At 34.6% G+C, this 19,029-nt stretch carries 19 protein-coding genes and 1 pseudogene; 12 read left to right on the forward strand and 8 right to left on the reverse strand.

Annotated features, from left to right (window positions below; all coding sequences use genetic code 11):
* Positions 1-119 precede the first annotated feature (119 nt).
* The 6 genes from D1B32_RS18780 to D1B32_RS18805 all read right to left on the reverse strand — a co-directional run bounded on the left by D1B32_RS18780 (position 120) and on the right by D1B32_RS18805 (position 6,156).
* The gene (locus D1B32_RS18780) at positions 120-1,301 is read right to left on the reverse strand and encodes an MFS transporter (RefSeq protein ID WP_095312707.1); all 1,182 of its coding nucleotides are present in this window, start codon (positions 1,299-1,301) and stop codon (positions 120-122) included.
* A 3-nt stretch (positions 1,302-1,304) separates the two neighbouring features.
* Positions 1,305-2,447, reverse strand: coding sequence for an MGDG synthase family glycosyltransferase (locus D1B32_RS18785; protein WP_095312711.1), 1,143 nt, complete (start codon positions 2,445-2,447; stop codon positions 1,305-1,307).
* Between the two features lie 346 nt (positions 2,448-2,793).
* Positions 2,794-3,702 carry a sensor histidine kinase gene (locus tag D1B32_RS18790; protein ID WP_095312725.1) on the reverse strand — a complete coding sequence of 303 codons (909 nt, stop codon included), beginning with the start codon at positions 3,700-3,702 and terminating at the stop codon, positions 2,794-2,796.
* 20 nt (positions 3,703-3,722) lie between these two features.
* Positions 3,723-4,472, reverse strand: a complete 750-nt coding sequence (locus tag D1B32_RS18795; RefSeq protein ID WP_095312713.1) for an ABC transporter permease — start codon at positions 4,470-4,472, stop codon at positions 3,723-3,725.
* A complete protein-coding gene (locus D1B32_RS18800) occupies positions 4,469-5,383 on the reverse strand; it encodes an ATP-binding cassette domain-containing protein (protein WP_095312715.1) in 915 nt (304 codons plus the stop codon). Before D1B32_RS18800 ends, D1B32_RS18795 begins: the two co-directional genes overlap by 4 nt.
* Before the next feature lie 95 nt (positions 5,384-5,478).
* The gene (locus D1B32_RS18805) at positions 5,479-6,156 is read right to left on the reverse strand and encodes a response regulator transcription factor (protein ID WP_118890148.1); all 678 of its coding nucleotides are present in this window, start codon (positions 6,154-6,156) and stop codon (positions 5,479-5,481) included.
* 280 nt (positions 6,157-6,436) lie between these two features.
* On the opposite strand from D1B32_RS18805, the gene D1B32_RS18810 reads away from it, so the two are divergent.
* The 3 genes from D1B32_RS18810 to D1B32_RS18820 all read left to right on the forward strand — a co-directional run bounded on the left by D1B32_RS18810 (position 6,437) and on the right by D1B32_RS18820 (position 9,505).
* Positions 6,437-7,420, forward strand: a complete 984-nt coding sequence (locus tag D1B32_RS18810) for a tRNA dihydrouridine synthase (RefSeq protein ID WP_095312728.1) — start codon at positions 6,437-6,439, stop codon at positions 7,418-7,420.
* Positions 7,421-7,675: 255 nt separating this feature from the next.
* A complete protein-coding gene (locus D1B32_RS18815; protein ID WP_095312717.1) occupies positions 7,676-8,242 on the forward strand; it encodes a hypothetical protein in 567 nt (188 codons plus the stop codon).
* 552 nt (positions 8,243-8,794) lie between these two features.
* Positions 8,795-9,505 (forward strand): class I SAM-dependent methyltransferase, encoded by a 711-nt coding sequence (locus D1B32_RS18820; RefSeq protein ID WP_095312719.1) that lies wholly within the window; start codon positions 8,795-8,797, stop codon positions 9,503-9,505.
* Positions 9,506-9,771: 266 nt separating this feature from the next.
* On the opposite strand, the gene D1B32_RS18825 is transcribed toward D1B32_RS18820, so the two are convergent.
* Both D1B32_RS18825 and D1B32_RS18830 read right to left on the reverse strand, forming a co-directional pair.
* A complete protein-coding gene (locus D1B32_RS18825) occupies positions 9,772-10,356 on the reverse strand; it encodes a PepSY domain-containing protein (protein ID WP_095312721.1) in 585 nt (194 codons plus the stop codon).
* Between the two features lie 111 nt (positions 10,357-10,467).
* Positions 10,468-11,091, reverse strand: coding sequence for a flavin reductase family protein (locus D1B32_RS18830; RefSeq protein ID WP_118890140.1), 624 nt, complete (start codon positions 11,089-11,091; stop codon positions 10,468-10,470).
* A 94-nt stretch (positions 11,092-11,185) separates the two neighbouring features.
* Between D1B32_RS18830 and D1B32_RS18835 the strand changes: the two genes are divergently transcribed.
* The 9 genes and pseudogenes from D1B32_RS18835 to D1B32_RS18875 all read left to right on the forward strand — a co-directional run bounded on the left by D1B32_RS18835 (position 11,186) and on the right by D1B32_RS18875 (position 18,874).
* On the forward strand, positions 11,186-11,866 hold the full coding sequence (locus D1B32_RS18835; RefSeq protein WP_118890141.1) for an ArsR/SmtB family transcription factor: 681 nt from the start codon (positions 11,186-11,188) through the stop codon (positions 11,864-11,866).
* A 108-nt stretch (positions 11,867-11,974) separates the two neighbouring features.
* Positions 11,975-12,892 (forward strand): LysR family transcriptional regulator, encoded by a 918-nt coding sequence (locus D1B32_RS18840; RefSeq protein ID WP_240033840.1) that lies wholly within the window; start codon positions 11,975-11,977, stop codon positions 12,890-12,892.
* A gap of 110 nt (positions 12,893-13,002) precedes the next feature.
* On the forward strand, positions 13,003-13,641 hold the full coding sequence (locus D1B32_RS18845; protein WP_118890142.1) for an HD domain-containing protein: 639 nt from the start codon (positions 13,003-13,005) through the stop codon (positions 13,639-13,641).
* Positions 13,642-14,135: 494 nt separating this feature from the next.
* Positions 14,136-15,522, forward strand: a pseudogene (locus tag D1B32_RS18850) (DUF1565 domain-containing protein).
* A gap of 150 nt (positions 15,523-15,672) precedes the next feature.
* Entirely contained in the window at positions 15,673-16,146 is a 474-nt protein-coding gene (locus D1B32_RS18855; RefSeq protein ID WP_118890143.1) for a stress protein, read from the forward strand.
* Positions 16,147-16,401: 255 nt separating this feature from the next.
* A complete protein-coding gene (locus D1B32_RS18860) occupies positions 16,402-16,737 on the forward strand; it encodes a hypothetical protein (RefSeq protein WP_118890144.1) in 336 nt (111 codons plus the stop codon).
* A gap of 62 nt (positions 16,738-16,799) precedes the next feature.
* Positions 16,800-17,039, forward strand: a complete 240-nt coding sequence (locus D1B32_RS18865; RefSeq protein ID WP_118890145.1) for a hypothetical protein — start codon at positions 16,800-16,802, stop codon at positions 17,037-17,039.
* 176 nt (positions 17,040-17,215) lie between these two features.
* Positions 17,216-17,719 carry a GNAT family N-acetyltransferase gene (locus tag D1B32_RS18870; RefSeq protein ID WP_240033841.1) on the forward strand — a complete coding sequence of 168 codons (504 nt, stop codon included), beginning with the start codon at positions 17,216-17,218 and terminating at the stop codon, positions 17,717-17,719.
* A gap of 324 nt (positions 17,720-18,043) precedes the next feature.
* Positions 18,044-18,874 (forward strand): dihydrodipicolinate synthase family protein, encoded by an 831-nt coding sequence (locus D1B32_RS18875; protein WP_118890146.1) that lies wholly within the window; start codon positions 18,044-18,046, stop codon positions 18,872-18,874.
* Positions 18,875-19,029 lie beyond the last annotated feature (155 nt).

The raw sequence follows: 19,029 nt of genomic DNA on the forward strand, positions 1-19,029 counted from the left end.
GTCGTGAATAACCAAATCCCAATACCTCATTTAATGTTTTAGTCCACTTTTTTTCATTCCATTTCTTCTAATATTGCTTTTTACAACCATTGATTTGAATCTGGAAAACTCTATTTTATTTAAAGCAAGATTTTCTTCCTTCGAAAAAACAAAGCATAAAGTAAGTAAATGACTGCGGTGATACCAAATATAGCTGCACTCACTTTTATCGTCGTTATGGTTTGATTTTGGTTGGCTAAAACGCTGCCGATGGTTGGTCCAATCATGACACCAAAGCCTTGTAAGGCGGAGAAGATACCCCAGCCAGCTTCCTTTAAATTTTCAGGTATAAATCCAGCAATAAATGCATTCCAAGCTGGTAAAAATAAGGCGTAAAACAATCCGAGCGAAATGACGATTGCAAATGTAGCCACAATGTTAGGGCTCGTAATTAGGATTAATAGCGACAGAGCAAACAAACAAAAACCAATAATAAAAAGGACGACTTTATTTGAAATTTTATCAACCAATTTTCCAATTGGAACAAGGAATAATAACGCACTTCCTCCACCTAGCAACATTAATAAGGAATATTGATCCGTTGAGACGTGCAATACATTAATTGCGAATGCCGGGAGAATTGGGATAATCATTCCCATTGCAACACCCTGCAATAATAATCCAGGTACGACGACTTTACTCTTTTTTATTAATGTAATGGTATTGTCTTTTTGTTCCTTAAGGTTAGAGAGCCGATATGATACGTCACCCTTGTTCACAAGCGTATAAATTAGCCAGCCAAGTAGGATGAGTGCAGGAAGAAACCATAAAATATATTTAAAGTTGAATTGTAAATAATGATTCATCGTTATTAACCCAGCGCCAATTCCAGCAAGCCAACCGAAATAGACAATACTAATATTTTGCCCACGCTGTTGTTTACCTGCTTTGGATAATAAAATGATCCATAGGGGACAAATACCAATTCCTAAAAATAAAGCACTAACAATCAGCGTTATACCATTCGTCCATATTGCAGCCATCACAAGACCTATTATCGAAAAGGTAAAGCTTAGATGAATGACAACATTACTTCCAAATAGCTTCATGAAATAGCCAACAATTAAATTTGTCACGGAATCACCTATAAAGTGAATGGATATAGCTAGTCCAATGATTGTTAAAGCAATCCCCCCAGGGTGGATAGATAAACCTGGAAGGTAGCTAAAAACAAATGCCCCCCTAACAAATTCAATGAGAAAAAGAGGGATAATGAGTAATAAAAATTCTTGTCTTGCGGTGATGTTCTTTAAGATTGTCATCTGTTAGATAATTTCCTTTATACGTTTTTCCTTTTGTTCTTCCAACATATTGCGAACATCGTCACAAATAACCTTTGCAGCATGAGGATGATATAGGGATTTCATATTTTCTTTCATTGTCGTTTGCATCTGTTCCTGAGAAATGAGATTTGTGATCGTTTCGATTAATGAATCTGGGCTGTCAACATTGATACAAGCACCTTTTTGTTCGAAAAATAGAGCATTTTCTCTTTCTTGACCAGGTACAGAACGGTAAAGAATTAATGGAACCTGCACTGCCAGCGCTTCACTTAATGTAATGCCACCAGGCTTCGTAACCATCACATTTGATAGCTTCATTAAGTCGTCCATGTTATTCGTATAACCTAAAATTTTCACATGATTATTTTCTCCAAATTTACTAGTTAAGCTCATTTTTAGTTTCTTGTTATGGCCACAAACGATGATAACTTGGTTGTCCTTTATTGCTAACAAGCGCTGGACGATGTCAACCATGTTTTTCATTACTCCATGAGCACCGGCGGCAAGAAGCGTAACAGGCATATTTTTCTTTAAATCATAGGATTCGAGCAATAAATTTTTATCATCATCACTTTCAAAACTCGACTGGATCGGAATGCCTGTAACTTTGATTCTTTCAGAAGAAATTCCTTTTTCGATCATTTCAGCTTTTAAATCATCGGAAGCAACATAATATCGTCCGATCTCCTCATGTATCCAATTATTATGCAGGCCGAAGTCTGTTAACACGTTTACCATTGGAATTGGTGAACCTGCTTTCTTTAAGAATTCCGGAACAACAGTCATTGGAAATGTATTGATAATGATATCGGGATTAAATTCTTTTACTAAATTTGCTAATGTTTTTCTACCATAGTAATTGATGAAATCTAATGGAGAGACACTTTTTTCTTTCTTTCCTGCATAATAAAAACTGCCATATAGTTTCTGTCCATAGGTAAAACTCTTAATATATAAAAATTTGGTTGCTTTTGTTAATAATGGATGCGCTTCTAAATATAAATCGGATTCTATTACTTCATTGCAGCCATACGCAATCAAAGTTTCCTTTAATGTATTAGAAACTTTCAAATGGCCATTACCGTAGCTTCCAGTTAAAATTAAGATTTTTGAGTTTTGTATCATCAAATCACCTTTCAGAAAACTAGTATGAGTGTGTTTGCCTAATAATATCAAAATTCAGTCATTACATTGTGATTATATCATATGAATATTAAGTTAGATTAAACAAATCGTAAATTTATTATAAGAAAGGACGGAGCTCTTGAGTTTTGTGATCCACAAGCTTGTAGCGAAAGCTGAGATCGTGTTTGAAAACAAATAACTCCGCATTATATTCTAGTTTTGTCGGAAATAATAAAGAGGTTGATAAGTTAATGTTGTACGTTATGAACAATGGGAATACGACACAGGGTTTTATTAACTCATTCCGACATGTTATTACATCTTTGCTACTAAGATGTTTACCCAACTAATTCCATTTTTTAAACGCAACATCGATTCTGAATTCATTTTTATGAACATCTGCAACTACTTTCCCGCCCTGTTTGTTGATAAGCTGTCTGACAATATGAAGGCCTAATCCAAGGTGCCCAGCTGTTCGGCTGTTATCCAATCTAAATGTTCGATCAAAAATTCGATTGATCTCAGTACGATTAAACTCGGTAACATCATTTATTGCTCTTAACCAGACATATTTCTCATCTTCAATTAAGGTAATGGTTAAATAGCTTTTTGCATATCGTAATGCATTTTGAATAATATTTGTTACAATTCGGTTTGTTGCCTTCTTGTCTGCAATAATGGGTGGTAAAACAACTTCATCCACATGGATTCTTAACTGGCTTTTCTCAAAATCGTCGTAAAACAGTAGCATAGCTTCTACGACAAGTTGATCTAAAAACTGCTGTTCCATAATCAATTGCTTGTCCGCAGAGTCGATCTGGGAAAGTTCATAGAATAGATCCACCATCATTGTGAGATTGTCAATTTTTTTTTGGATAATAGCTAGAAACTCTTCCTTTTCTGTTTCAGATAAAGATCGATCAGTTAACAATTCCGAAAATCCTTTAATTGATGTTAAGGGCGTTCTCAAATCATGAGAGATATTAGTTATTTCTTGCTTTAGTTCTTTTTCTCTTCTGTGGGTGTACTGTTGATCTTCCTTAAATAATTGAATGAGCTGATTGATTTTGGCGGCAAATCGAATTAGGCTTTTACTATGTGTATTTGTGCGAACCAATTCATTTGTACCGAAATTTTCAATGATTACTTCTAATTGGTTTGTCATCTTTTTGATATCCCAATGAAAAAGCAGAAGCATCCCGATATTAACAATTAGTAGTAACATCAAAGTAATGATTATCAACCAGCTACTCACTTCCATTCATCCCATCTCCATCAATTGATATTTTGTTTAGCGAACTTTCTTGCCCCTATTAGTAAAGAAAACACAGAAATAACGATGCCAGTAACCCAGTAATGGTAATCGAATTGAACTGCTTTGTTCAAGAAGCTCATTAGGTTTTCGTTTAATAATGTACTGGGTGCATATTTGTATAGCTCATTTAATCCTGAAATCGGGCGAAGTAGCATCCGTAATAGATCACCAGAAAATATAAAGATAAATAGCAACGTGATAATGATATAGACTTCACCGAACCTCAACATTTTCAGCACATGAATTATAAAAAACCCACTGATAACAATCGGGAACATGTTTATACTAGCTGACAAGAAATACCTAACTGATTGTTCCTCACTAGCCAAAAGATTCTCTCCCAATCCAATCATTAAGAGAAGACCAACGGCACATATTGCCAGAAAGTAACTCAATGTTAGGATTAGTTTTGACCAAAAGATTGTGTTTCGAGATACACCAAAGGATACAGATTGTTTGATTAGAGACGTATCCTTGCCAGTAAGAGCCAAATTAAAGAGAAAGGCAACGATTATAATTAGTATCCCACTGCCAATTACGTTCGAATAAAAAAACAAACTCGTAGCGTAGGGGAAATTCTGATCTTGTTGCCCGGAATAGTACAAGACAGCCGCTGCCGCAGCAATTAACACTAAACAGATAACACTCGTAATATGGAGTCCTTTTTTGTGTAATAAACGATAATTTTCGCTTTTTAAATAATTAATCATTTTTCATTCCCCTCCACTAATCCTAAGAAGTACTCTTCCAAATTCAGTGCCTCCATACGAAACTCCATTACTAACACACCATTGTCGACTAAAAGACGATTGATTTCGCCGCCCTTCTCTACATGATTTTGGATGGTTATGATATGATTAGGAAGGACTTTATACTGAATATCAGCATATGCTTGTTCTAACAATCGTGATGCCTTTGCAGCATCATCGACTTTAAGCTGAACTTGTTTCTTGCTTTTATCGTTTAAATTCTCCTTGCTTAAATCATCGACAATTACACCATTCTTGATAAATACAAAACGTGTAGCTAGTAATTGTAGTTCCGTTAAAATATGGCTGGAAACTAAAATCGTTATTTGTTTTTCTTGATTTAACCTCAATAATAAATTACGAATCTCAATAATCCCTTCAGCGTCTAAACCATTAATTGGTTCATCCAGCACTAGACAATCTGGACTGCCTAGCAGGCAAAGGGCGATCCCTAAACGTTGCTTCATTCCCATCGAGTAATCTTTAAATCGTTTCTTCTTTTGATTTGCTAAACCAACAATTTGCAAAACCTCATAAATGCGTTTCTTTTCAATAACGCCTCGTTGAATTCGAAAATACTCTAGATTTTGAGTTGCAGTAAAATCTGGGAAAAATTCAGGTGTTTCTATCATAAAACCCATTCTTTTTTTTGAGTGAATCATCTCCTTGCCTGATTTCCCAAATAAGTGAATGTCTCCTCCAGTTGGCATTAATTGTCCCGCAAGCATTTTAAAAAACGTCGATTTTCCAGCACCATTCTTACCAATTAATGCACAAATTTCTCCTTTCCTTAATGAGAAATCAAGGGGTTTGATGATGTCTTCTTCCTTAAAGGTCTTCTTTAATTGATATGTTTGAATAATGGTATCCATTTTGTTGACTCCTTCACTAAATTTCTTGATATATTTAGTTTAGCTTAGGTGCCTTTAATTTCCCTTAAACAAAACATAAAGAAATCATAAAGAAATTACACCAGCATGAATCCTACTCCCCATAGTGTCTTTATGTACTCATCGGAAGTGATTTCGGCAATTTTTTTGCGGAGATTTGAGACATGGACACTAATCGTATTGTCATCACCTAAATAGGTACCTTTCCAGATTCTTTCATAAATCTCCCTTTTGGAAAAAGCATGCTCTGGATGACTTACAAATAAAGAAAGAATATCAAATTCTGCATTCGTCAATTGCAGCTCGTTGTTTTCTAAAGATACAGATCGTTTTTCAGGTTTGATTTTAAGTCCGCGCCATACATTCTGCGCTGTTCGTGATGGAATGCTTGATTTTCGTAATTGAACTTCAACTCTAGCAAGAACTTCTTCTTGATTAAAAGGTTTGGTTATATAATCGTCTGCCCCCATTTTCAATACGTGCACTTTATTTTCTATATCAACCTTGGCTGAAATCACAATTATTGGGATGGAATTCTCTTCTCTGATCTTTTTTATTAATTCCTCTCCACTCTTACCTGGTAACATTAAGTCTAATAAGATTAAATCGAACTTATTATTTTGTAGTTGCAGGAGACCTTCAGTGCCAGAATAAGCCACAATCGAATCTAATTCTAATTTTGTTAAAATAACGCTTAGTAGTTTACTTATTTCTTGATCGTCTTCAATTATTAAAATCCTTTTCCCTTCATTCATAATCATCACCCGTCTTTTTCCTATTGATTATAACTAATTATAGCTTATTTTGTTTGACTAAATTAGAGAATGTTGATGCAGGTGGGAGAGTCGAAATTCGGAATAGCTTATTTTAAATGTAATTCAGGTGTCTAATTAAAATAAAATAACTCGCACTCGGATTGATAAAAAGTACTTAAACATGGTATAAATATAAAAGGAGCAGAAGCCATTTTCTGCTTTTTAATTTTGTGGTAAGGGTTTGTCCTGGTTTCCCGGAATGAGAGGATTTGAATTTGAAATGATAGATAATTTTTGGCGTGATTTACCACGACCGTTTTTTATATTGGCACCAATGGAAGATGTGACGGATGTTGTTTTTCGTCATGTTGTGAGTGAGGCAGGTAGACCCGATGTGTTCTTTACAGAGTTTACAAACTCGGAGAGCTATTGTCACCCAGATGGGAAACAAAGTGTCCGTGGGCGTTTGACTTTTACAGAGGATGAACAACCGATTGTAGCCCATATATGGGGCGATAAGCCTGAATACTTTAGGCAAATGAGTATCGGTATGGCGGAAGAAGGATTTAAAGGGATCGATCTCAATATGGGCTGTCCTGTACCAAATGTGGCAGGGAAAGGGAAAGGTTGTGGCCTTATCCGCCGTCCGGAAGTTGCAGCAGAGCTAATACAAGCCGCAAAAGCAGGTGGATTGCCTGTAAGTGTGAAGACAAGGCTTGGTTACACGGATGTAGACGAATGGCGCGACTGGTTGACACATGTCTTGAAACAAGACATTGTTAATCTTTCCATCCATCTTCGTACGAAAAAGGAAATGAGCAAAGTAGATGCCCATTGGGAATTAATTCCGGAGATTAAAAAACTTCGTGACGAGATAGCGCCAGATACGCTTTTGACGATCAACGGAGATATTCCTGACCGTCAAACTGGCTTGGAGCTTGCCGAGAAATATGGTGTTGATGGGGTTATGATTGGGCGTGGAATTTTTCAAAATCCGTTTGCCTTTGAAATGGAGCAGAAAGATCATAGCAGTCAGGAACTGCTTGAACTTTTAAGACTGCATCTGGATCTCTTTGATAAATATTCAGCAGTAGAACCACGTGCGTTTAAGCCTCTACGTCGTTTCTTTAAAATATATGTCCGCGGGATTCGCGGTGCAGGCGAGTTAAGAAATCAATTGATGAGCACAGAGTCAACAGATGAAGTGCGTGCATTGCTCGATAAGTTTGAGGGAAAGCGTACTGAGGGTACAGGGGAAATTTAGATTTTTACCAATTTATGGTAAAAATCTAAAGTGGGGCGTTTAAAGAATGTGCTTCTACAGTTAGCGTCTATATAAGCTGTTAATTGGCATGTGTGAATACGGTAATCATCCGTGTTCACGCATGCCAATTTGTATTTTAAACGTTTGTTGTAGGAAGTTATTTTATTATTCTGGGGCTATAGCCTGCTTCCTGAATAAAATTACATAAATAAATCATTAATCCATAAAATAAGCCTGAAAATTAGGAGGGATTTTGTGGATTATATAGAATATCGGGATGAAATATATGTGAAGACAGAAGAATTTAATGGGCTTATATCGAACTACTGGAACGATTATTCCAATTTTGGTACATGGCAGTTCTGGGTAACGTTGCTGGTTTTTATTCTTCCACTGGTTCTGCTTTTCTTTGCAGTGGATCGAAGTAGAATTTTTGAAGTATTTTTCTTTGGCTTTATGGTACATATTTTATGGACTTATGCCAGTATAATTCTTGAAAGATATAATTTCATGTTTCATACATTCTTTCTCGCACCGGCACTGCCATACTCTTTGAATATAACAGTGTCCATTCTTCCTGTTGGTTTTTTACTTCTATATCAATATACAACAAAGCATAGGAAGAATTTTTACGTATATGCTATTCTGTTAAGTGCAGTGTTTGCATTTGGTTTTGCAACACTGGAAGAATGGATGGGCTTATTGGAGCTTCATAAGGGAACTAATAATTTCCACATTTTTCTTGTCGATCTTGCAGTAGTCTTTATATCCTACTGGGTTACATTGTTTATAAAAAGTTTAAAAGATAACAATGTCAAATGAAAACGCAACTACCTACTCAAATGCCATTATAAATAAAAAAAGCCGTCTAAATTTAGATGAATTTTTATTTATAATGGCAAGTTTACCTTGAAATTTTAAGATGTTTCTAATATATGGCAAGATAACTATGTGATATTATGTACTTAACGGGAAATCATAGTGAAACTTCAATTTTTTCTAATTCGTATATAAGGTATAAAGGTAAATATATCTAATTATTTATCAGAACATTAAAATTAATAGGACTTCCACTATGCTACAGATTTTATTTCCATGGTAACTATAGTTTCTTTAGTTATATGGATTGTGGTGACCCGAAAACTTGCAAAATCTTCTTAAAAGAAGAACGGACGAAAAATAGTAACTTTAATGTGCCTTATGTACTTCGTGGAAGATTCAGATTATATTGCTGAATTTAAAGGCGATATTATCAGTATTATCATTCTAATTATAAATTTAGTAAGGCTATAAAGAAACCAGATGATAAAACTATTGAAAAATTGAATTTATAATTATGAAATCATTTATCAGGAATCTAAAGGAGGGAATTAAATGAGTAATACTACAAGAGACATTTATAATAAACTAGCTCATACCTATCAGAACGATATTGATGAAGGGAGTCCTTATAACGCTTATTACGAACGTCCAGCTATGTTAGCGGCTTTACCCTCCGAGTTAAATGGAAAAAAAGTTCTTGATGCTGGTTGTTCGGCTGGATGGTATGCTTCGCAATTATTGCAGCAAGGAGCGGAAGTTACTGGTATAGATGTAAGTCCTGAAATGGTAAAGGCAGCAAAGCATCGTTTAGGGGAAGAGGCTACATTCCTTTGTCAAAATCTTCAAGAACCCCTTCCGTTTAAAAATGATTCCTTTGATGTGATTATAAGCTCACTTACACTTCATTATCTAAAGGATTGGACTTACACATTTCAAGAATTCAACCGCATTCTACACGCAGGAGGAACTTTTTTATTTTCGCTTCATCATCCTTTTATGGATTATACAAGATTCGATTGTGAGGATTACTTTAAAACACAATACTTATCAGAAACTTGGCACAAACCTAATATTACAATTGATGTTAGCTTCTACAGAAGACCCATGCAAAGCATCGTAAATGAAACAACTGCTTTTTTCAACCTCGATAAACTGATTGAACCTAAACCGCAAAAAAAGATGAAAGAAGTAAAAGAAAAATCGTACTACTATCTAATGACCAGCCCTCATTTCCTAATAATAAAAGCTACGTCCAAAAAATAAATCTAACTATAAGATTGGGTATCTGATATTCTGCAAATTGGTGTTTTAGTGAAAGATGGAAATGTAGTTTTTTCATAAAAAGTTGTAGGTTATTGAATTGTTCTTCAAAATTTAATAACAGGGATTAAAATGTGAGCAAAAATAGATTGATGATGAAACATGGACATAGGTAATACGGTGCAAGCATTAAACAAGTTGTTCATCAAAACGAATGGAGAACATTTCCATCCTAAAGTGAAGGGTGCACTTTAGGATGGTGCTTTTCATTAAAGGTTGCCGTTGAATACCTGTCCATGATCGTTCACATCAATGATTTTCAGAAGGTTGTCGTGTTTTACGAAAATGGTTTTAAAGTGCTTTTTTCCCTCGTCGTCAACAAGGAACATGATGCGATTTCCTGGATTGTCAGTAACCAGATGAAAAGTCAAATCTTCTGCGTTTACCTGATCGATAATGGTGTCGTACTCTTCAAGTGAAGTAACATTAGTTGATTCATTCGAGTTGTTACTGTCATCAAAAGAGCGTTTCTGTCCAGCTTCTTCCTGTTTTTCTTCTTCTACAGTATTTTCAATTTCCTGTCCTACAATTTTCCCTGTTGCTGCATCAATGTTAAATTCATACTCGTTTACGCTGCTTTCGATTTGAACTTCATAATAATTTTCATCCTCTTCGAAGGAAAGATCCACTTCCTGAACGAATCCTTCCACTTTTTCGAATGCTGTCTGGATGGCTTGTTCTGCGGTAAATGCTTGATTATCCTTGATGTTATTGTCATCCGATGCCCCCACAACAGCGGCACCACCCAAAATGACTGTTGCTGCTGCTGTTCCAATCAAAAGATTTCTTTTCAAAATACTTCCTCCTTTATTTGTTTTACGCATTAATATTAACTTATCTGTCATTCACGAATACTTTAATCAATTTTTTTAAAGATAGAGCGTGATGATGAACAATGGAACCTATCAAGTTTCTGAACGGAACGTTTTTCCTACTTCTCTTCCTAATTCAAAGTAATGCCTAAAATTATAAATTAGAGGACTCCATTTTGATGGATTGATATAATTTTCATTTTGTATAATACTTTCATTAGCATGGAAATGTAATACTTGTGTTTCAACAATAGCAAACAATGAATTATATTCAGGGATGCGAATATTTTTAACTGCTGCTTCAATTTGAATCGGACATTCTTCAATACGAGTAGGTAAAACAGTTTTTGATTTTAAAGGTGTTAACTCTGCTGATACGTATTTATCCTTTTTATAAGTGAATCCAATCTCTTTCTTATAAGATGGTACATTCTTTTTACCAGTGTAAGAAGAGATTTTTTCAATGTTTTCCCAAAGGTTTGGGCTGGGTAAATTGATGACACACTCTTTATGTCTATCTAAGTTTTCTATCGCTTTTCCTTCAAGCCCTATACCGAGAACAATGCAGTCACCTAATGCCCAAGAAGAAGACATTGGGCTAATGTTCGTTGTTCCATCTTCATTTAACGTGTTAAGAAGTAGTGTTGGTGTCCCATAATACATAATGTTAGGTTTTATTTCTTTAAAACTATCCGTATCCTTTTCTTTAATAATCAAGTGTTTTCTTCCTCCTTTAAATTTAGCTCACAATTGGATTATAATAGAATAACATTTCCACTATCATCGAAATATGAATGCGAGGAGAATAAAAGTGAATCCGAATATCTCAAAAATAGCTTCGCTAATATCTGATCCAACTCGCTCTTCTATTCTGCTTAGTCTTATGGATGGAAGAATACATCCTGCCAGTGAACTGGCCTATACTGCAAAAGTAAAACCTCAAACAGCTAGTTTTCACCTGCAAAAAATGCTTGAAGCAAATCTTGTTAGTGTGGAAAGACATGGAAGACATCGTTATTATAAGTTGACTAGCAGTGACGTAGCAAAAGTGATTGAGCAGATGTTAATTATCTCACCGAACTCTCCTGTAACCTCATTAAGGGATTCAAGAGAAAAAAGTGCTATACATTTCGCTAGAACTTGTTACGATCATTTAGCTGGTTATATTGGTGTGCAAATTACAAATTCTTTAATAGAACAAGGTTTTATAAAAAAGATAGATATGAATTATGAGGTAACATCAGAAGGCTTCCAATTTTTTCAGGAGTTTGGAATTGATTTAGAAGAACAAAAGAAAAAGCGTAGAGCATATGCCCGATGTTGTCTAGATTGGAGTGAGCGTGAGCATCATATTGCGGGAGCTCTGGGTAATGCGTTGCTACTAAAAATGCTCGAATTAAATTGGATAACACGTATGCCTAAAATACGTGCTGTTAAAGTAACGCCAAGCGGAAAGGTTGAATTACAGAAACATTTTAAAATGCAATTATGAAGATGATCTATAACCTTTTGAAGAAATAGGAATGGATGTAATTTATAATAGATTCTAAGTTATGTCTTCATACTAATAAAAGGGAAAAAGGAGTGAAATGCTATCGAATTGCGACATTTAGAATATTTTTTAATGATTTGTAAAGAACTGCATTTTACAAGAGCAGCTGAAAAATTAGGAATTTCCCAACCAACTTTAAGCCATCAAATTAAGATGCTAGAACAAGAGGTAGGATATCCACTTTTTAACCGTGTTGGCAAGAAAATTGAGCTTACGAAGGTTGGAGAAATTGTACAACAAGAAGCATTGAATATTAAAGGTTCGCTGCAAAGCATGTCGTCTCAAATTGAAGCATTTACGAAAGTGGAAATCGGAGAATTGAAAATTGCTGTGTTACCAGGAGAAATAACCGATTTGGTATCAACTTTGTGCATTCAATTTAACCAACTATATCCGAACATTAATGTGTCCATCCTAACAACTGATCAGGTGGAAAAAGCCGTTCTAGAAAATCGAGCTGATTTTGGTATTAGTTTTCAACTTAATCAATGTGATAGGTTGCAAGTGACGAAGCTGTATGATGAAGAATTTTACCTGATTAGTAATCAGCGCAATGAAGAGGATCGGGTTTCATTTTCCACTGTTTTAGAATTGCCTCTGATTTTATTTCCAAATATGCATCAATGCAGAAAAATACTTGATATAGCGAGTAAGGAGGTTGGCAAGCAATTACATCCTATTGTGGAAACATCTAGTATTCAATCTATCTTGAATCTAGTCCGAAGTGGTGTTGGCCGTAGTGTTGTTTCACGTACATTATATGAGTTTTATGACACAGGGGATTTATTTTTTCAGCATATTGAGAAACCGGTTTTGACAAAGGAAGTTTATCTCGTGATGAAAAAGAATTGTTTTATTAATTATGCAGCACGTAAATATATTACGTTATTAGTACGTGAAATCGAAAAACTGCATTTTCCCACAGAGAAAGACGCGATTACTTCTATACAGAGCTCTTTATTATAGTTTTTATCTATCATTATGATAGATATGATGTAATAGACAAATGATGAAGTCCTCTTTACAATGAAGACAACTCATGGAATGAGAAATTATATTGTAAAGGGGTTTTAATCATGCAACAAACAATAGCAGGTATCAAAATTCCAGATTCCAGGTTGGCAAAAGATGCAGCCGATATATTACGTGAGTATGGGAATGACCTATTGTGGAATCATTCCAATCGTGTATTCTTATTTGGTGCAGTAAACGGGGAAAAAGCGAAGCAGAATTATGATTTAGAGTTATTATACATTAGTGCTTTATTCCATGATTTAGGCTTGACTAAAAAATACAGTAGTGCAGATTTACGGTTTGAAGTAGATGGTGCAAATGCAGCAAGAAGTTTCCTTCAGCAGTATAAAATTCCAAATGATTCGATTCAGCTTGTATGGGATGCGATTGCTTTGCATACGACACCCGGAGTTGCTGAGCATAAAGAATCTGAAGTTGTATTGCTCTTTCATGGCGTTGGTTTAGATGTTATGGGTGATGGCTTTGAACAGTTCCCGGAAGACTTGCGTGAAGATATTATAAAAGCGTTCCCTCGTAACAATTTCAAAAAGGAAATTATTCCAGCGTTTTATGATGGATTTAAACATAAACCCGAAACAACTTTCGGCAATATGAAAGAAGATGTTGTTCAATATTTTAGACCCGAATATAAAAATAAGAATTTCTGTCAATGCATTTTACATTCCCCATGGTCAGAATAAGCAATTGAATTGACAGAAGGTTAACGGTAATCTACTTAAAAGTCGGTTTCCACTATCAATTCGATTATACTATAATAAAGGATAATCAATAGTAGGGGCAGATTCGATAAGAATTTGCCCCACTTCTTTAATGTAATCCTTCAATCCATTATGCAATAAGTGTCTCAAGCTTCCTTTTTCCAACCTCTTTTCCTCCTGCTCGCTATTAAGAAACACGCTTTATATTTCAGTAGAGTGATGAAACAAAATCTATTGATAACTCTCTGCAACATGCCAGCCCCAACTGTTAAATAATCAGCTAGAGGGAGTTGCATACAGGAACTCTCTGAATGAATTTACTAGGTAGTACAAAAATTGATATACTGAAAATAGTTAACAAAAACTATGTGATCAAATTCACTTAAACTATAAGGGCGGTTTATTGGAAAAAAATAGATTAGATGACTAATTTCCCTTATTAAAAATAGAGATGTATATGAGAAGGGAATGTTTTAATGAAGAAATTCTATTTTATCCTCTTGGCTGCAGCTGCTATCATGATTGTTTTAGTTTTTAGCAATATGTTTGATAAGCAAGATCAAGCTATTTACGTTGCTAAAAATGGGGATGATCAAAATGCTGGTACAAAATCAAAACCATTTCGCACACTAAAAAAAGCGGCGTCAGAAGCAATTGCGGGGACTACCGTCCACATACGAGAAGGAAAGTATAATGAAAAGCTTGTCGTTAAACATAGTGGCACCAAATCAGAACCAATTACTTTTAAATCCTACAACAATGAGAAGGTTGTCCTTAGTGGGATAGATCTAAAGGATGCTGAGGGGGATACATCCTTAGTTACGATAAATAGTAAAAACTACGTGACGATTAGTGGACTAATTATCCAGGATTTATCTACTGATTTGGCAGATGAAACAGTGATGGGGATTTATGTAGCAGGATCTAGCAACCATATTACATTAGAAAATAACAATGTGCAGCGGATTGAAACCAATGCAGATGATGGGAATGGTCATGGGATCGCTATATACGGAAATGATCCAATGAAAGATATAAATATTTTGAATAACACGATAGAAGATTTAAAACTCGGTTCAAGTGAATCTCTTGTTCTAAATGGAAATATTGACGGTTTTAAAGTGGAAAATAACACAGTTCGCCGAAGTGATAATATCGGGATTGATCTGATCGGTTATGAAGGCGTCTCTAATGATAAAAGGATGGATTACGTGCGCAATGGAGTAGTAAAGAATAATCAAGTTTATGAAATATCCTCTTACGGCAATCCGTCTTATGGGGAAGATTATTCTGCTGGCGGAATTTATGTAGATGGTGGAAAGAATATAACCATTGAAAAGAATACGATTTATAAAAGTGATATTGGAATTGAAGCAACCTCAGAGCATGCAAAAAAATACGCCGATAATAAACAATATTATTTATGAAAACTTTTACACTGGGATATCGATTGGTGGGTATGATGTAGATCGGGGAGGTACAATTAATTCTACTATCTCTCAAAATATTCTTTATCAAAATGATACGAAGGGGCTAGATGGGGGACAGCTTTTATTACAACATGATACCAAAAACAATGTGATAGAAAGAAATATTTTAACCGCAGGGCCATCACGGATTTTTATCGCCAACTATTTTTCAACCAATCAAGAGAATAAACTGCAAAAGAATGTATTTCATAAAGAAAAAGAAGAAAAGGGTGTTTGGATATGGAAAGAGGAAGCATATACTTCTTTTCCTAAATTCAAAAAGGCTTCAGAAAGTGATGAGCAATCCAGTTATATAGATCCAAGGTATCAAAATGAAAACAAATATGATTTCGGGCTGAAAAAGGATTCACCCGCAAGAAAAATTTTAGACTAATTCTGTATTCTAATAATCTAGCTCTTTTAGATTTTAAAACGGCGATTACTACATATAGGCTTTGTTATTATTTCATCCTCTTTATTTTGTTTTAAATTTAAGATAACGGGTAGAGGGCTATGTAAAACAAAAATTAAAGGAGGAGATCGAATGAGAAAAGCGAAACGAGTTGTTGTAACTTCTGCATTAGGGATAGCCGTGTTAGCGACGCCATTAGCTCTGCCGACTTTAGGGGGTTCTACAGGTTCCGCAGAGGCAGCAGAGGTCAGTGGAGAAATAACTGTTGATCCTGTGGCTATTGGACAAGCTATTGAAGATGCTAAGAAATCAGCTGACAATCGAAGTGGCTTTGTAAAGGGAGCGATGGAAAAAGCATTCTTTGAAGCAGGCCAGCAATATAATGTAATGGTGATGAATTTGAGTCAAGGTTATAATTCCAATCAATTGCAAGGTGTACACTTCTTTGATACGGTAAATTACGATGGCATTACATTTGGAGTCTGGGTGTTTGAAGAAGGAACATTCATTAACGAAGGTGATGGAGGTTACGATAATTGGGCCTTCAGAGGTTGGTTTGAACGAACTGGAGACGACGAGAAAACGGTCAATTTTCATAGACCTTAAATACAAATAGAATTGAAGATGAAGATGAAGATGGAGTAGTGTCGGGAAAATGCAGGTTTACAAAGTTAAGGAAACCCAAATAACAAAAGCCAGATTTCTCGCACTGAGAAATTTGGCTTTTGTTACTTTAAAGTACTACCCTTCACCAAATGAACACATTTTTGAAATATAAAGTAAGATTCCAATTAATGATAATTTGAAAACCATTATGTTATTATGGAATTGGACTTATTAAAATAAGGAAGGCAATGCACAATGGAATTCAATTTTGGTGATTTTGCTATCGTTCTCCCACCTTTACACATTACGATTATCGCAATAATTATTATTTTCTTTTTAGTAAGGTGGAGCAGGCAATTAGAAACAAGGCGTTTTACGGTCTTCTTTTATTTTTTGATTAGCACTTACATTGTTCCAATCTTTTCTCGCAGTACAGAAGAAGGTGTTTTTGAGTTATGGATTCCCTTGGGGTTTATAGTCGTTTTCTTTTACTTGTTTCGCAACAAAAGAAACCATCCGTCTAAAATAAAGGCAAGTCTTTTAGGGTTTTCCATAGCATTATATCAGTTAATTCTTCAATATATCGGGTAGTTTTTAATTCTACTAACAGGTAACTATTACATAGAGCTATTTTAAGAATTTGGAGTGATATGATGGCACGATATTATATTGCAGTGACATATGATGTTTGCGAACATGATAATCTATATCAAGATATGAACGAATATCCTTTAGATTTGTCCATTGATATAGATAAGCAAATAAGGGGATTTGCAAAAATGGATGTAGCTCCCTTAATAAAGATTTATGAATCAGATACAAGTGATCTTAAAGAGTTAAGGTTGTATAGAGAGTATAATTTTAAAGAATTTGAGTGTGATTGTATACAATAGGTTTTAATTAGTATAAGAATGAAATAAACGGGATCATCAATCGATGGTCTCTTCTTTCTGGTAAATTTCAGAAATTTGCAATTTAAATGTTGTTTATTATGATATTATTTTTTTATAGATATGAACGGAGTGGGACTGTTTAAGAAGAATTATAAAATGGAAAGAAGGTTTTGAGATTGGCAATTATCTCTGAAAGACTGGTATTTCGTCCCTATAATGATGGTGATTTTGAATTTCTTATGTCCTTGCTGTCCGATCCTGAAGTAGTCAGATACATTGGAAACGGAAAAACAAGGGATAGAAACGGTGGTAAGGACTTTTTAAATTGGATTTATAATACATATGAATTTTGTGAAGATATGGGTTTAATGGTTTTAGTTAATAAAGAAGATAATACTTTAATTGGACATGCGGGTTTAGTTCCACAAACAATTGATGGTAATAAGGAAATCGAAATTGGTTATTGGATATCTCGTAAATATTGGGGAAAAGGATACGCAACAGAATCAGCTAAAGCATTATTAAAATATGGAAATAAACAATTTGACAGACAACGATTTATCGCATTGATTCAACCTAATAATTTTTCTTCTCAAAAAGTAGCAAGAAGAATAGGAATGGAAATAGATAAAAAAATTATATTAGGCGGGAAAGATGTAAATGTATATGCTACTAAGTAGGCAATGTTTGTTTACTATTAGTGTAATAACAGGGGTGCAGCTTGTTAAACACTATAATGTGAAATAAGGATTAAGGAGATGTAAGAACTTCTTAACCCTTTTTCAAGGCGTTGTAAAATAAATTCCTATTAGTGTTAGGAATTGGGTTACTGAATATAAAGTATAATATTCATCCATAAGAAGAAATCTACTCTCTATAATAATTATATATTGAATAGCAAATACCCATGACTAAATTTAGAGGAATTATTGCTCTTTTTATAGAAATGAAATCATTAGGTATTAAACTATCTAGTAGATATAAAGAATAAAGGAGATAAAATAATGCTATCAGAAAAAGTCCATATTGCTGTGCCAACAGCTTTTTTTGAAGATGAATCTGTAAATATTCAAGGGACAATCAGCCATATAAGAGACCTGTTTAAAAAAGGAGTAAAATCAGTTCTTGTCTCTGGTAGTACTGGAGAACAGCATAGTCTTAGCCTCCAAGAGAAAATTGAAATAACAAATGCTTTAGAACTGGAAGAAGAACTTATTCGTAATATGGAAATTATATTTGGAGTGGCTTCAATTAGACAGAAAGAGGCAGAGGAATTAGCTGAGAAGATTCGTCATACAAAAATATCTGGTATCATGCTTGGGTATCCGCCGTATGTTTTACCTACACAAGAAGAAGCATGCGTTTATGCAAAGAGGATTATACACCTTAGTAATAAACCTGCAATTTTATATAACAATCCAAAAAGGACTGGATTTGATTTATCAGAAAAAAGTATTATTCAATTAAGTAAGGTAGACTTAGTGATTGGCATAAAAGATGCTGGCAATAAAGAAAAAGTTGAACGAATAAAAAATGGTATCCATAGAAATGATTTTTATTTTTATGCTGGTGGAGAAGTGGATGTAGAAGAAAAAGTATTACATGGATATGATCGTCTTTCTTCTATTGCTGGGAATGTTTCCCCGACAGAAATTAGTCAATGGTTTCAAAAACTGCTCATGAAGCAAAAAGTAAGCAAACAAGAAAGCGATACAATAGAAAATATAATGGAACAAGTTTTTCAAGGAAATGCTATTGTAAATCTGAAGAAAATAATAAATCATAAAGGTATTCCAATAGGGATTTGCAGGAGCCCAATAGGAAATATTTATTAGATGGGAATAAGGAGCTGCAGCAGCTGTTGGGAGTGTAAACTGAACTGTGTAAGTGAGAGAGCGTACGGCTCTTACTTCGCAGTTCAGTTTTTTATTGTTAGAATAAAACTATAACGATTGGGAGGTTGTTCTATTGGCTAAAACAAAGCGAGAAG

The sequence above is a fragment of the Oceanobacillus profundus genome (assembly GCF_003515705.1).
GTDB lineage: Bacteria > Bacillota > Bacilli > Bacillales > Amphibacillaceae > Oceanobacillus > Oceanobacillus profundus.

Bases quoted from the DNA above. Each gene is read 5' to 3' on its own strand.
- D1B32_RS18805 (WP_118890148.1), bottom strand. From the start codon at position 6,156: ATGAATGAAGGGAAAAGGATTTTAATAATTGAAGACGATCAAGAAATA.
- D1B32_RS18855 (WP_118890143.1), top strand. From the start codon at position 15,673: ATGAGAAAAGCGAAACGAGTTGTTGTAACTTCTGCATTAGGGATAGCC.
- D1B32_RS18875 (WP_118890146.1), top strand. From the start codon at position 18,044: ATGCTATCAGAAAAAGTCCATATTGCTGTGCCAACAGCTTTTTTTGAA.
- D1B32_RS18785 (WP_095312711.1), bottom strand. From the start codon at position 2,447: ATGATACAAAACTCAAAAATCTTAATTTTAACTGGAAGCTACGGTAAT.
- D1B32_RS18795 (WP_095312713.1), bottom strand. From the start codon at position 4,472: ATGATTAATTATTTAAAAAGCGAAAATTATCGTTTATTACACAAAAAA.
- D1B32_RS18865 (WP_118890145.1), top strand. From the start codon at position 16,800: ATGGCACGATATTATATTGCAGTGACATATGATGTTTGCGAACATGAT.
- D1B32_RS18845 (WP_118890142.1), top strand. From the start codon at position 13,003: ATGCAACAAACAATAGCAGGTATCAAAATTCCAGATTCCAGGTTGGCA.
- D1B32_RS18860 (WP_118890144.1), top strand. From the start codon at position 16,402: ATGGAATTCAATTTTGGTGATTTTGCTATCGTTCTCCCACCTTTACAC.
- D1B32_RS18810 (WP_095312728.1), top strand. From the start codon at position 6,437: ATGATAGATAATTTTTGGCGTGATTTACCACGACCGTTTTTTATATTG.
- D1B32_RS18800 (WP_095312715.1), bottom strand. From the start codon at position 5,383: ATGGATACCATTATTCAAACATATCAATTAAAGAAGACCTTTAAGGAA.
- D1B32_RS18820 (WP_095312719.1), top strand. From the start codon at position 8,795: ATGAGTAATACTACAAGAGACATTTATAATAAACTAGCTCATACCTAT.
- D1B32_RS18780 (WP_095312707.1), bottom strand. From the start codon at position 1,301: ATGACAATCTTAAAGAACATCACCGCAAGACAAGAATTTTTATTACTC.